Here is a 14,220-nt window from a genome sequence, read left to right as displayed (position 1 = left end):
TTTAAAAAATATGAAACTTTTTTTAGGTCCTTACGTATTATCAGCTAGATATGTTAAAGGAGGATTTATATATGGAAGCAAATGTAGAAAAAAACGGTGGAGTAACAACTGAAAAGCCATCCCTTTTTGGCGTGATCACAAGTCCTGGAATTCAATTTGAGAGAATAAGAGAAAGGCCAGTTGTATGGGGCCCCCTCTTGATTGTTGCGGCAATCATCATAGTTGGTGCTGTATTGCAGGGGCTCGGAACGGATTATAGCGAGCTTCTTAAAGCGACCGATACTGAAGGTTTATCGCCTGAGCAAATTTCAACTGTCGCAACCATTACCAAATTTGGAGCAATGGCAGGTTCGATTCTTGGCGGAATTGCAGCTTTATTTATTGCGCCTCTCATTTATTGGCTCTGCGTGAAAATATCAGGAGGCGTAACGACGTATAAGAAAATGCTTTCTCTCGGTCTGTTTGTCTCCTTAATCAGCAGCTTAGGATTATTGGTTAATGGCATTGTAGCTTTTACAACTGATGCAAGTTCACTTTACAGCATGACGTCACTTGCTGGAATTATTCATTCAGACATGCCTTTAGCAAACGTATTAAATACATTTGAAATCTTCAGCATTTGGAGCTATGTATTATTAGCGATCGGTCTTCACAAAACGGGAGGCATCTCAAAAAAAGCAGGGTGGATATCCGTTATTATTCTTTTCGTCCTTTTGGTCGCATTTTCGTTTATTTCAGGATCAATAAGCTCTGTGGCAGGTGCATAATTAGATGAAAAAAGTCTGGATCGGAATTGGGATTGCAGCATTGGTCGCTCTTTTTATTGGAATTAATATTTACCGGTCTGCCGCTCCTGCAAGCGGCAGCGCCGGCCAGAAGGTGGAGACGGGAAGCCTCGAAGAAAAAAAGATATCGTCAACGGTTATGGTTCCAGGCACACTTAAATTTTCAGATGAACAATATGTGTTTTATGAAGCGGATAAAGGAACTCTGCACGACATTAAAGTGAAGGAAGGCGACAAAGTCAAAAAGGGTACGCCGTTAGTCACTTATTCGAATGAGCAGCTCAGTCTGGAAAAAGAACAAAATGAATTAACTGCTGAATCGAACCGGCTGCAAATCGATCAGATTCTAGAAAAGTTACAAGCGTTGGACAATAAAGAAAAAGAACTGACAAAACAGCTCGGAAAGAAAGAAGCAGAAAAACAAATTGAATCTGAGCGCACAGAGCTTGAAATGCAGGAAAAAACGGCTCAAATTGAATTAAAGCAAACTGAGCTTCAGCGGCAGTCGCTTGCTAATAAAATGTCAGATCTTCAAGTGAAAAGCGAGATCGATGGCACTGTAATTTCAGTCAACAAAGAAGCGGCATCAAAAAAATCAGATATTCAAGAACCTGTCATACATATTGGTAATCCTAAAAACCTTGTTGTTTCAGGGAAATTGTCTGAATACGATACACTTAAAGTCAAAAAAGGCCAAAAGGTCACACTCACTTCAGATGTCATTCAGGATAAAACATGGAGAGGGACAGTTTCCGCTGTCGGGCTGGTGCCGGATCAGCAGGAAAATGCCGCGGCAGCAGCTGGCACAGATCAGGCGGTTCAATACCCGCTTCAAGTTAAAATAAAAGGCGATCTTCCAGAAGGAAAGCCGGGTTTTAAATTCATTATGAACATTGAGACGGATAAGCGGAAAACCAATACGCTTCCTTCTAAGGCAGTTAAAAAAGAAGATGATCAATATTACGTGTATACAGTAAAGGATGGGAAAGCCAAGCGAGTCGATGTCAAAATCGGTGAAGTAACAGACGACGTAACGGAAATCAAAGAAGGAATTTCTAAGGATGACCAAGTCATTTTAAATCCTGCTGATGATTTGGCTGACGGAACGGATGTGAAAGCATAAATGATTCAGCTTTCTAAAGTGCGAAAAAGCTACCAGATCGGCAGAGAAACGTTTGATGTTCTTCATTCGATTGATTTGAACATCAATCAAGGGGAATACGTTTCGATCATGGGGCCGTCAGGATCGGGAAAATCAACGATTATGAATATTATCGGCTGTCTGGATCGTCCGACTTCCGGTATATATAAGCTGGACGGCGAAGACATCTCTTCTTATAAAGACAAAGAACTGGCCGCGGTCCGCAACAAATCCATCGGTTTTGTCTTTCAGCAATTCCAGCTTCTCCCGCGGCTAAACGCTAAAAAAAATGTCGAGCTGCCAATGATTTATTCCGGCATTGGAAAAAAAGAACGCCAAGAGAGAGCTGAAAGAGCCTTAGAAAAGGTCGGATTAGCCGATCGAATGCTTCATATGCCGAATGAGTTATCCGGTGGCCAGAAGCAGCGTGTGGCCATTGCAAGGGCAATTGTCAATGAACCAAAATTAATTTTGGCGGATGAACCGACGGGCGCGTTGGATACAAAAACAAGTGCAGCGATTATGGACCAATTTACAGCGTTAAACGAAGAGGGAACAACAATTGTACTTGTTACCCACGAGCCTGAAGTTGCAGATTGCACGAACCGGGTCATCATGGTGCGAGATGGAGAAATTGTTCCTCCGGGCTCCGGACAAAGGAGCGTGGGAGAATGAGTCTGTTAGAAAACATCAGAATGGCTTTGAGCTCTGTTCTTGCACATAAAATGCGTTCCATTTTAACGATGCTCGGAATCATCATTGGTGTTGGCTCTGTTATTGTTGTCGTTGCTGTAGGGCAGGGCGGCGAGCAGATGCTTAAGCAGTCCATCAGCGGTCCGGGGAATACGGTTGAACTATACTACATGCCGAGTGACGAAGAGCTTGCAAGCAATCCGAACGCCGTAACGGAGTCAACTTTCACAGAAAACGATATTAGCGGATTAAAAGAGATAGATGGGATAAGACAAGTAGTTGCATCCACTTCTGAAAGCATGAAGGCGCGTTATCATGAGGAAGAAACCGATGTAACCATTAACGGAATCAACGACGGATATATGAATGTGAATTCCTTAGAAATAGAAAGCGGGAGAACCTTTACTGATAATGACTTTCTTGCAGGAAAAAGGGCGGGCATTATATCACAAAAAATGGCCGAAGAGCTGTTTGATAAATCCTCTCCTCTCGGTGAAGTTGTCTGGGTAAACGGACAGCCTGTTGAAATTATTGGTGTACTGAAGAAGGAAACAGGTTTGCTGTCTTTCGGACTCAGTGAAATGTATGTGCCGTTTAATATGATGAAATCGTCTTTTGGTACAAGTGACTTCAGTAATGTGTCATTGCAGGTCGAATCGGCTGATGACATAAAATCTATCGGAAAAGAAGCGGCACAGCTGATGAATGACAATCACGGCACTGAGGATTCATATCAAGTAATGAACATGGAAGAGATTGCAGCAGGAATTGGAAAGATCACAACAATCATGACCACAATTATCGGCTCAATTGCAGGCATATCGCTTGTAGTCGGCGGAATCGGAGTCATGAATATTATGCTTGTGTCAGTGACAGAACGAACGCGGGAAATCGGAATTCGGAAGTCTCTCGGAGCGACTAGAGGACAAATTTTGACCCAGTTTTTAATTGAATCTGTGGTATTAACGCTCATCGGCGGACTAATTGGGATCGGGATCGGATATGGAGGGGCCGCGCTGGTTTCTGCCATCGCCGGCTGGCCGTCATTAGTATCCTGGCAGGTCGTATGCGTAGGCGTGCTGTTCAGTATGCTTATTGGCGTAGTGTTTGGAATGCTTCCTGCAAATAAAGCTGCTAAGCTCGATCCGATTGAAGCGCTGCGTTACGAGTAACCTCATGCATATGCATGAGGTTTTTTAATGCTTGGTGTTTTTTACTATGAATATAAAAGACTTTTTACATTAAGATAAGGAGAAAAAGTCATACAATTGTCCTTGTTTTTGTCGAATTTACAGTTTACAAACCCTATATACATACGTTAATATGGAGAAACGTGAAAGATTTTGATAGTTATTGAATGAATTTGAATGATTTCAGTTGCCTATTGTAAAAAAAGCGTTTACAATGAAATTGTATTCAAAATGAATACGTTTTCATTAGGAGGTGAAGCATGCTAACTCCTGAAAGATATCAATTGATTATTGATCAAATAGAAAAGCATGATGTGGTAAAGATTCAAGAGCTCATAAATCTAACAAATGCTTCTGAATCAACAATCAGAAGAGATTTATCGACGCTTGAAGAACGCGGTTTTTTAAAGCGTGTTCACGGGGGAGCTGCCAAGCTTTCCGATATCAGACTTGAACCCGATATGCTTGAAAAATCATCCAAAAACCTTCACGATAAGTTGAAGATTGCTGAAAAAGCCGCTTCACTTTTGGAGGATGGGGATTGCATTTATCTCGATGCGGGCACGACGACTTTGCACATGATTGATTTTATGGATAAAAGCAAAGATATCGTTGTGGTCACGAATGGGGTTATGCACATCGACGCATTGATAAGGAAAGAAATATCTTTTTATCTGCTTGGAGGATATGTAAAGCACAGAACAGGCGCGGTTATCGGGGGCACTTCACTGATTGCCATGGATCAGTACAGATTCGATAAGAGTTTTCTGGGGGCAAACGGTGTGCATACAGAGGCTGGCTTCACAACGCCTGACCCTGATGAAGCCCTTTTGAAAACGAAGGCTGTCAAACAGGCAAAACACGCTTACGTCTTAGCGGACCCTTCGAAATTTGGAGAAATTTCATTTTCGGCTTTTGCCGGCATAGGCGACGCAACAATCATTACGACTGACGCTGAAGAGCTTACATTCGATAATTACCAAGAAAAAACTGTCGTAAAGGTAGTGAAACCATGATTTATACTGTAACACTTAATCCATCTGTCGATTATATTGTTCACGTTGAAGATTTTACTGTAGGAGGCCTGAACCGTTCCGCATATGATACAAAGTATCCAGGGGGAAAAGGCATCAACGTATCGAGACTGCTGAAAAGACATCATGTTCAGTCAAAAGCGCTCGGATTTGTCGGCGGATTTACAGGAGAATATATCAAAACATTTTTGCGGGAGGAAAATCTGGAAACAGCTTTTTCTGAAGTAAAAGAAGATACCCGCATCAATGTAAAACTGAAAACTGGTGATGAAACGGAAATTAACGGTCAGGGACCAACGATTTCAGACGAAGATTTCAATGCCTTTTTAGAACAGTTTACATCTTTGCAAGAGGGGGATATTGTCGTTCTTGCTGGCAGCATTCCTTCTTCACTGCCTCAAGATACCTATGAAAAAATCGCAGAGGCTTGCAAACGGCAGAACGCGCGTGTTGTGTTAGATATCTCTGGCGAAGCGCTTATGAAAGCAACAGAAATGAAACCATTTTTGATGAAGCCGAACCATCACGAGCTTGGTGAAATGTTCGGAACGACAATTTCATCTGTTGAAGAAGCTGTTCCTTATGGGAAAAAGCTTGTAGAACAAGGCGCTGAGCATGTAATCGTATCCATGGCCGGTGACGGAGCGCTTCTGTTTACAAAGGATGCCGTCTACTTTGCAAACGTACCAAAGGGGAAATTGGTAAACTCTGTCGGAGCAGGAGATTCTGTTGTTGCAGGTTTTCTTGCCGGTGTTTCCAAGCAGCTGCCGCTTGAAGAGGCATTCCGCTTAGGAGTTACATCAGGCAGCGCTACCGCGTTTTCTGAGGAACTTGGTACAGAAGAATTTGTCCAGCAGCTTCTTCCTGAAGTTAAGGTCACACGTCTATAGAGGAGGAAACAAAAGTGAAAATAACTGAGCTTTTAACGAAGCATACGATAAAGCTTAATATTGAAAGCAAAGAAAAAGAAAACGTTATTGACGAGATGGTCACAGTTCTTGATAAGGCTGGTAAATTAAATGACAGACAAGCCTACAAAGAAGCCATTTTAAATCGTGAAAGCCAAAGTTCAACGGGTATCGGTGAAGGAATCGCTATTCCGCATGCGAAAACGGCAAGCGTTATCAACCCGGCGATTGCCTTTGGGCGTTCAAAAGACGGTGTCGATTATGAATCACTAGACGGCCAGCCGGCTCACTTGGTCTTCATGATTGCAGCGACTGAAGGCGCAAACAACACCCACCTTGAAGCGCTGTCAAGACTGTCTACTCTGTTAATGCGTGAAGAAATTCGCAAACAGCTGCTTGAAGCTGAATCAGAAGACGCAATTATTGACATTATCAATCAGCATGATAAAGATGATGATGAAGAGGAAGAAGAAGAAGAAGAAACGGCACCAGCACCAGCCGGAAAAGGAAAAATCCTAGCGGTCACAGCTTGTCCGACAGGTATCGCCCATACTTTCATGGCAGCGGATGCCCTTAAAGAAAAAGCAAAAGAGCTTGGTGTTGAGATTAAGGTTGAAACAAATGGTTCAAGCGGTATTAAGCACAAGCTAACTGCCCAAGAAATTGAAGATGCACCTGCAATCATTGTCGCAGCGGACAAGCAGGTTGAAATGGAGCGCTTCAAAGGCAAACGGGTGCTTCAAGTTCCGGTAACGGCAGGTATCAGACGCCCGCAAGAGCTTATCGAAAAAGCGGTGAACCAAGACGCACCGATTTATCAAGGCAGCGGCGGCGGTTCTTCTGCTCAGAGTGATGAAAATGAAGCAAAAGGCAGCTCCGGCGGTATTGGAAACGCGTTTTATAAGCACCTTATGAGCGGTGTCAGCAACATGCTTCCATTCGTAGTGGGCGGCGGTATACTCGTTGCAATTTCATTCTTCTGGGGGATCCATTCTTCAGATCCAAATGATCCTAGCTACAATACGTTTGCTGCAGCATTGAACTTTATCGGCGGCGACAACGCATTAAAACTGATTGTTGCAGTTCTGGCCGGTTTTATTGCGATGAGTATTGCAGATCGTCCGGGATTTGCTCCTGGTATGGTCGGCGGGTTTATGGCCACTCAAGCGAATGCGGGATTCTTAGGCGGCCTGATTGCCGGATTCCTTGCTGGTTATGTCGTAATTTTATTGAAAAAAGTATTTGTGTTTATCCCTCAGTCACTTGATGGATTGAAGCCTGTATTGATTTATCCGCTGTTTGGTATTTTTATCACTGGCGTATTAATGCAATTTGTAATCAATACACCTGTGGCAGCATTTATGAATTTCTTAACAGACTGGCTTCAAAGCCTTGGTACAGGAAACCTGGTGTTAATGGGTATTATTTTAGGCGGTATGATGGCGATCGACATGGGCGGTCCGCTTAATAAAGCAGCCTTCACGTTCGGTATCGCGATGATTGATGCAGGCAACTATGCGCCTCATGCAGCGATCATGGCCGGCGGTATGGTTCCTCCATTAGGTATCGCACTTGCAACAACAATTTTCAGAAACAAGTTCTCTCAGCGTGACCGTGAAGCAGGTATTACGTGCTACTTCATGGGTGCGGCTTTCGTAACAGAAGGCGCAATCCCGTTTGCTGCGGCTGATCCGCTTCGCGTCATTCCAGCTGCTGTGGTCGGTGCAGCGGTTGCCGGCGGATTAACTGAATTCTTCCGTGTAACCCTTCCTGCACCTCACGGAGGCATATTCGTAGCCTTTATTACAAACCATCCGCTCCTTTACTTATTAAGTATTGTAATTGGTGCTGTGGTTATGGCGATTATCCTAGGTATCGTGAAAAAACCTGTAACTGATAAATAAGGAAAAAAGCGTCCTGTTACTAAAGGACGCTTTTTCTCTATCTTCTTGCAGCAGCGCGGTTAAGTTATGTATTTTATAATAAATTATGATAAAGTAAAAGAAGGGAAACAACTGATATAGCAATCGTCTAGGAGGAAACACTTTGACCGAAGAAAATCAAATAAAAACTGAAAAAGCGGGGAAGAAAAAAACCAATACGTATTGGGAATGGGGAAAAGCGATTGTCATTGCTGTCCTGCTGGCACTCATTATCCGCCACTTCCTATTTGAACCGTATTTAGTCGAAGGTTCATCTATGTATCCCACTTTACATGACGGCGAAAGGCTGTTTGTCAATAAAACGGTACACTATATCGGTGAGCTGAAGCGGGGAGATATCGTCATTATCAATGGTGAGACTTCAAAAATCCATTACGTCAAACGATTGATCGGTAAGCCTGGAGAAACCGTGGAAATGAAGGATGACACGCTTTATATAAACGGAAAAAAAGTTGCCGAGCCTTATTTGTCTAAAAACAAAAAAGAGGCAGAAAAGCTTGGTGTCAGTCTTACAGGCGACTTTGGCCCGGTGAAAGTACCGAAAGGCAAATATTTCGTCATGGGGGATAACCGGCTAAACTCCATGGACAGCAGAAATGGCCTCGGACTGATTGCGGAAGATCGGATTGTGGGTACGTCGAAGTTTGTATTTTTCCCGTTTAATGAAATGCGCCAAACCAAATAAAAACGCCTTGCTGGCCTTTGGACAGCAGGCGTTTTTTAATTGGAAAAAGAAGCGACCAATGCAATGCATAATACAGTGACAAATACTGAACCGATAATAGCCAGCACACTGAAGAAAAGGTGCACTTGCTTGTTCTCTTTGCCGCGTTTTTCTAATAACCGTTTAGAGAAGATATGTGAGAAGATATAAATCAGGGCGATCCCGATATATAAGCCGATATCTTTGGCGGTAAAGCCAGTTACGGCAAGATAAAAGCCTGTAAAAAAGATCAATAAGCAATATTCAGTCAGTGTTAAAAGCCTCAATGTGTTCCTCCGAGTAAGAATGTATGATTTTCCATCTGGATGCATCCTCTTTGCCTTTAATTGTACCACAGCTTCTCCCTTTTAGTGTAGAAGTGTTTCTGCCTGCTTTTATCAGGGAAGCATTTCTCTTGTCTTCCATTCATGGTATACTTTTAATGATGATAGACATGATGGAGGATATTAAATGATTGCTGTAAATAATGTGAGCTTGCGGTTTGCTGATCGCAAGTTATTTGAAGATGTAAATATTAAATTTACCCCAGGCAACTGTTACGGGTTAATTGGTGCCAATGGTGCTGGTAAATCAACGTTTCTGAAAGTGTTATCAGGAGAAATTGAGCCTCAGACAGGCGATGTTCATATGAGCCCTGGCGAGCGTCTTGCCATTCTGAAACAGAACCACTTTGAATATGAAGAGTATGAAGTGCTAAAAGTTGTGATTATGGGACATAAGCGTTTATACGAGGTCATGCAGGAGAAAGACGCAATTTACATGAAGCCTGATTTCTCGGATGAAGACGGAATTCGTGCGGCAGAGCTCGAAGGTGAATTTGCAGAGCTGAACGGATGGGAAGCAGAAAGTGAAGCTGCGATCCTCTTAAAAGGTCTCGGCATCTCAGAAGATCTTCACACGAAAAAGATGGAAGATATTGGAGGTTCCGAAAAAGTAAAGGTTCTCCTGGCCCAGGCATTATTCGGCAAACCTGATGTCCTGCTTCTTGATGAGCCGACGAACCACTTGGACCTTCAGGCAATTCAGTGGCTGGAAGAGTTTCTGATTAACTTTGACAATACTGTGATTGTTGTATCCCATGACCGTCACTTTTTAAACAAAGTGTGTACACATATTGCTGACCTTGATTTTAACAAAATCCAAATCTACGTTGGAAACTATGATTTCTGGTATGAATCAAGCCAGCTTGCTTTGAAGCTTTCACAAGAAGCGAACAAGAAAAAAGAAGAGCAAATTAAACAGCTGCAAGAGTTTGTGGCCAGATTCAGCGCGAATGCGTCTAAATCAAAACAGGCGACTTCAAGAAAGAAACTTCTTGATAAAATTTCTCTTGATGACATTAAACCGTCTTCACGCCGTTATCCTTACGTCAACTTCACACCGGAACGAGAAATCGGTAATGACGTTCTCCGGGTAGAAGGATTAACGAAAACAATTGATGGTGTAAAAGTTCTCGACAATGTCAGCTTTATTATGAATAGAGAAGATAAAATTGCATTTACAGGACGTAACGAATTGGCTGTTACTACTCTGTTCAAAATCATTTCCGGGGAAATGGAAGCTGACAGCGGAACGTTTAAATGGGGCGTGACGACATCTCAAGCGTACTTCCCTAAAGACAACAGCGAATATTTTGAAGGCAGTGATTTAAATCTTGTAGACTGGCTTCGCCAATATTCTCCTCATGATCAAAGTGAAAGCTTTTTACGTGGCTTCTTAGGTCGCATGCTGTTTTCCGGTGAAGAAGTACACAAAAAAGCAAATGTATTATCTGGGGGAGAAAAGGTTCGTTGCATGCTTTCGAAAGCAATGCTTTCTGGCGCCAATATTTTAATTTTGGATGAACCGACCAACCATTTAGACCTAGAATCCATTACAGCGCTCAATAACGGCTTAATCAGCTTTAAAGGCGCTATGTTGTTTACATCACATGACCACCAGTTTGTACAGACGATTGCCAACAGAATCATAGAAATTACGCCTAATGGCATCGTTGACAAGCAAATGAGTTATGATGAGTTCCTTGAAAATGCTGATGTGCAGAAAAAACTGGCTGAACTATACGCGTAATAAAAAAGCAGAGAATTCTCTGCTTTTTTTTGTACATAGAAAAGAAAGGGGACATTCACTTGAAATTTTTAATTGTTGGAGCAGGTGGAGTAGGCGGTTATATTGGCGGACGGCTTGCAGAGAAAGGGAATGCGGTGACGTTTCTTGTCCGCCAAAAAAGAGCTGAACAGCTAAAACAAACGGGACTCGTTATTCATAGTGAAAAGGGTTACGTGTCCTTGGACCCAGCAGTAATCACTGCAGGAGAAAGAGGACAGTTTGATGTGATCATCATCGCTTCTAAAGCATATTCACTCGGTCAGGTGATTGACGATGTCAAACCTTATGTCCACAGCGCATCAGTCATTATTCCTTTCTTGAACGGTTATCGCCACTATGAGCAGTTGTTTACGGCATTTTCGAAAGATCAGGTGCTGGGCGGGCTGTGTTTCATAGAAAGTGCTTTAAACAAGCAGGGAGAAATCAACCATACAAGTGCGTCGCATCGTTTTGTGTTTGGTGAATGGAACGGTGAGCGTACGAAACGGATAAAAGAACTTGAGAAAGCATTCGCAGGAGTGAAGGCGGAGGTCATCATTAGCGAGCATATCGAGAAAGACATCTGGAAAAAATATCTGTTTATTGCAGCGCAAGCAGGAATGACAACCTTATTTCAAAGACCGCTTGGACCAATCCTTGAAACAGAGAGCGGCCGGCACACTGCGCGAACACTCATTGGGGAAATCGGCATGATCTTGCGCAAGGAAGGAGTTCCGGCTGATCCAGAACTTGAAGAAGACAGCTTCCGCACAATGACAAGCATGTCTTATCATATGAAATCCTCCATGCTCCGTGATATGGAAAATGGCCAAACGACTGAAGGTGATCATCTGCATGGCTTTTTGCTTGATAAAGCAAAGCGTTTATCTCTTTCAACACCAGTATTAGAAACGGTTTATGCCAATCTGCAAATGTATGAAGCAGAAAAATAAGAAGGAGGCGAAAGCCTCCTTCTTATTTTAAAAAGCCCAATTTCCATTTCTGAAAATCGGTTCTCTTTTTCCGTCTTCAGTAATTCCATCAATGTTCATATCCTTAGAACCAATCATAAAATCTACGTGGGTAATGCTTTCGTTTAAGCCTTCTTTGACAAGCTCTTCACGAGACATCTGTTTTCCGCCCTCAATGTTAAAAGCATAGGCACTGCCGATTGCCAGGTGATTTGATGCATTTTCATCAAATAAAGTGTTATAAAAAAGAATATTTGATTGTGAGATAGCTGAATCGTAAGGGACAAGAGCTACCTCACCAAGATAGTGAGAGCCTTCATCTGTTTCGACCAATTCTTTTAATATGTCTTCTCCTTTTTCAGCTTTGATATCAACAATACGGCCGTTTTTGAATGTGAGCGTGAAGTTTTCGATAATATTCCCGCCGTAGCTGAGCGGTTTTGTGCTCGATACAAACCCGTCAACCCCGTCTTTTTGCGGCAGCGTGAATACTTCTTCTGTCGGCATATTAGCCATAAATTCATGTCCGCTTTCATTTACGCTTCCGGCTCCTGCCCAAACGTGTTTATTCGGAAGCTTGATTGTTAAATCAGTTCCTTCTGCTTGATAATGTAAAGCGGCGTAATGTTTTTGGTTCAAATGATCAACTTTTTCATGAAGGTTTTGATCATGATTGATCCACGCTTGGACCGGATTTTCTTCGTTTACGCGTGTTGCTTTAAAAATTTCTTCCCACAGAAGCTGTGTCGCTTCCTCTTCTGATTTGTCAGGGAACACTTTCTGAGCCCAACCTGCTGATGCAGCACCGACGACAGTCCAGCTCACTTTATCTGATTGAATGTATTGTCTGTATGTATGTAACGCTTTTCCTGCTGCTTTTTGGAAGGCGGCAATCCGTTTGGAATCTACACCTTGCAGTAAGTCTGGGTTTGAGGATACGACTGAAATAAAAGCAGCTCCTTTTTTGGCTAGCTCTTCTCTGCCTTTTGCTTCCCATTCAGGATACTCTTCAAAGGCTTCAAATGGCGCCAATTCATATTTTAATCTGGCTACTTCGTCATCCTGCCAATTCACTATTACATTTTTGGCGCCTTTTTCATATGCATGTTTCACAATCAGACGGACGAAGTCACGTACCTCCGTTGAAGCATTTACAACCACATACTGGCCTTTTTGAACATTAACGCCGACCTCAACCGCCAGCTGGGCATATGTATTTAATTTCTCTGAAAATGTATCCATCAATCTTTCCTCCTCGTGCTTTTTTCTCATCATATCAAATAATCTCCAATAAAGAAAAGAAAGGAGTGCAAAGAGAAAAACCCAAAACAAAATTGTCTTGGGCTTTTCAATACTTATGGATGATTCATTTTTACAGGGCCTTCAGGCGCATGAGGCATGTTTGCCAGTGAAATGCTCATGCCTCCAAGAATGATTCCGCTCAAAATGGCTGCAATCGCTACCCGTCTTCCTAAATCTCTAAGCATCTGTTTCCTCCTTATCGTTTCTCCATTTCTCACAATATGAAGAGAGAGAGGAAAAAAGAAGCAGGAATTTCAATTACTTTCTGAGATTTTGCGAGAAAAGGATTATTTAACCGCTTTTTGGAGCTTATCAATCACCTCTAAGGAACGTCCGGTGCCGATTGCCACGGATTCAAGCGGGTTTTGCGCAACGTGTACGGGTACAACGATTTCTTCTGACAGCCATTCTTTTATTCCTTTAAGAAGCGCCCCGCCGCCTGTTAAAATGACACCGCGATCGACAATGTCTCCGCTTAATTCAGGAGGACAGTCCTCAAGTGTGGCTCTAATCGCCTCAAGAATATGAAGGAGAGATTCACGCATCGCATTTTGAATTTCATTTGATTGAAGCAGAATGGTTTTTGGTAGCCCCGTTACAAGGTCACGTCCGCGAATTTCCATTGCATCCGGCACATGCTCAATCAATGCATGGCCAATTTCCATTTTAACCTGCTCAGCTGTGCGTTCACCGATCAGCAAATTGTACTTTTTCCGCACAAATGCAACGATATCCTCATCAAGCTGGTCTCCGCCGATTCTGATTGAATGGCAGGAGACAATGCCTCCAAAGGAAATAATCGCGACTTCCGTCGTCCCGCCGCCGATATCTACCACCACGTTAGCAACCGGCTCGTCAACCGGCAAATCCGCTCCGATCGCAGCTGCCACCGGTTCTTCGATTAAATGGACGTTTTTCGCTCCGCAATTTTTCACCGCGTCACTGATGGCGCGGCGTTCCACTGCAGTTGAGCCTGATGGTGTGCACACAACGACATTCGGCTTTCTAAACGACATGCCGATGCTCTTTCCGGCTTTTTTCATGATGTGCCTTAACAAATCAGTTGTCATGTCGTAGTCAGCGATAACGCCGTCTTTCATCGGTCTGACAGCGACAATTTTTCCTGGTGTTTTACCGATCATATTTTTCGCGTCAGTCCCGATCGCAAGCACTGCTTTTGTCGTTGTATCTACTGCGACAACAGAAGGTTCATTTAAGATGATTCCTTTATTTTTGCTGTAAACAAGTATATTAGCTGTTCCTAAGTCAATTCCAATTTCAGTTGATTGAAACATGTTTTCACCCAATCTTTATCCTGATTTAATATGATTCTACATTTAAAGTTTCTAAGAAAAGAAGTGATTTGTGGGGGTGTGCGTCGGGAAAGAAATGTTTTTGTAAAAAAATGCGGAAGGGTGTAACAGAAGTAATACATTTATCG

General features: G+C 42.8%; 14 protein-coding genes. 10 read left to right on the top strand and 4 right to left on the bottom strand.

The window, feature by feature from the left end; translation table 11 throughout:
* The first annotated feature begins 71 nt into the window (after positions 1-71).
* The 8 genes from yknW to sipT all read left to right on the top strand — a co-directional run bounded on the left by yknW (position 72) and on the right by sipT (position 8,379).
* A complete protein-coding gene (gene yknW / locus NST16_RS10200; RefSeq protein WP_326192097.1) occupies positions 72-767 on the top strand; it encodes a toxin SDP protection protein YknW in 696 nt (231 codons plus the stop codon).
* 4 nt (positions 768-771) lie between these two features.
* Positions 772-1,908, top strand: coding sequence for an efflux RND transporter periplasmic adaptor subunit (locus NST16_RS10195; RefSeq protein WP_168747667.1), 1,137 nt, complete (start codon positions 772-774; stop codon positions 1,906-1,908).
* On the top strand, positions 1,909-2,601 hold the full coding sequence (locus NST16_RS10190; protein ID WP_286058598.1) for an ABC transporter ATP-binding protein: 693 nt from the start codon (positions 1,909-1,911) through the stop codon (positions 2,599-2,601).
* Complete coding sequence (locus NST16_RS10185) at positions 2,598-3,791, top strand: ABC transporter permease (protein ID WP_268450420.1); 1,194 nt, start codon at positions 2,598-2,600, stop codon at positions 3,789-3,791. The genes NST16_RS10190 and NST16_RS10185 overlap by 4 nt, the downstream gene beginning before the upstream one ends.
* Positions 3,792-4,069: 278 nt before the next feature.
* Positions 4,070-4,825, top strand: a complete 756-nt coding sequence (locus NST16_RS10180) for a DeoR/GlpR family DNA-binding transcription regulator (RefSeq protein WP_010334083.1) — start codon at positions 4,070-4,072, stop codon at positions 4,823-4,825.
* The gene (gene pfkB, locus NST16_RS10175; RefSeq protein WP_010334084.1) at positions 4,822-5,733 is read left to right on the top strand and encodes a 1-phosphofructokinase; all 912 of its coding nucleotides are present in this window, start codon (positions 4,822-4,824) and stop codon (positions 5,731-5,733) included. Before NST16_RS10180 ends, pfkB begins: the two co-directional genes overlap by 4 nt.
* A gap of 14 nt (positions 5,734-5,747) precedes the next feature.
* On the top strand, positions 5,748-7,655 hold the full coding sequence (locus NST16_RS10170) for a PTS fructose transporter subunit IIABC (RefSeq protein WP_326226984.1): 1,908 nt from the start codon (positions 5,748-5,750) through the stop codon (positions 7,653-7,655).
* Between the two features lie 142 nt (positions 7,656-7,797).
* Entirely contained in the window at positions 7,798-8,379 is a 582-nt protein-coding gene (gene sipT, locus NST16_RS10165; protein WP_339192473.1) for a signal peptidase I sipT, read from the top strand.
* Positions 8,380-8,414: 35 nt separating this feature from the next.
* On the opposite strand, the gene NST16_RS10160 is transcribed toward sipT, so the two are convergent.
* Positions 8,415-8,684 carry a hypothetical protein gene (locus tag NST16_RS10160; RefSeq protein WP_010334087.1) on the bottom strand — a complete coding sequence of 90 codons (270 nt, stop codon included), beginning with the start codon at positions 8,682-8,684 and terminating at the stop codon, positions 8,415-8,417.
* 184 nt (positions 8,685-8,868) lie between these two features.
* On the opposite strand from NST16_RS10160, the gene NST16_RS10155 reads away from it, so the two are divergent.
* Positions 8,869-10,488: an ABC-F family ATP-binding cassette domain-containing protein gene (locus NST16_RS10155; protein WP_168747675.1), complete on the top strand. Its 1,620-nt coding sequence runs from the start codon at positions 8,869-8,871 to the stop codon at positions 10,486-10,488.
* A gap of 59 nt (positions 10,489-10,547) precedes the next feature.
* Positions 10,548-11,459, top strand: coding sequence for a ketopantoate reductase family protein (locus tag NST16_RS10150; RefSeq protein WP_340886212.1), 912 nt, complete (start codon positions 10,548-10,550; stop codon positions 11,457-11,459).
* A 27-nt stretch (positions 11,460-11,486) separates the two neighbouring features.
* On the opposite strand, the gene NST16_RS10145 is transcribed toward NST16_RS10150, so the two are convergent.
* The 3 genes from NST16_RS10145 to mreBH all read right to left on the bottom strand — a co-directional run bounded on the left by NST16_RS10145 (position 11,487) and on the right by mreBH (position 14,074).
* Positions 11,487-12,719: an aminopeptidase gene (locus tag NST16_RS10145; RefSeq protein ID WP_340886209.1), complete on the bottom strand. Its 1,233-nt coding sequence runs from the start codon at positions 12,717-12,719 to the stop codon at positions 11,487-11,489.
* A 113-nt stretch (positions 12,720-12,832) separates the two neighbouring features.
* On the bottom strand, positions 12,833-12,964 hold the full coding sequence (locus NST16_RS10140; RefSeq protein WP_010334091.1) for a protein YkpC: 132 nt from the start codon (positions 12,962-12,964) through the stop codon (positions 12,833-12,835).
* Between the two features lie 102 nt (positions 12,965-13,066).
* Positions 13,067-14,074: a cell shape-determining protein MreBH gene (gene mreBH / locus NST16_RS10135; RefSeq protein ID WP_168747680.1), complete on the bottom strand. Its 1,008-nt coding sequence runs from the start codon at positions 14,072-14,074 to the stop codon at positions 13,067-13,069.
* Between the last annotated feature and the right edge of the window lie 146 nt (positions 14,075-14,220).

Source organism: Bacillus sp. FSL K6-1005 (assembly GCF_038000225.1).
In the GTDB taxonomy this organism is placed as follows: Bacteria; Bacillota; Bacilli; order Bacillales; family Bacillaceae; genus Bacillus; species Bacillus mojavensis.
This window is presented reverse-complemented; position numbering and strand designations above follow the sequence as displayed.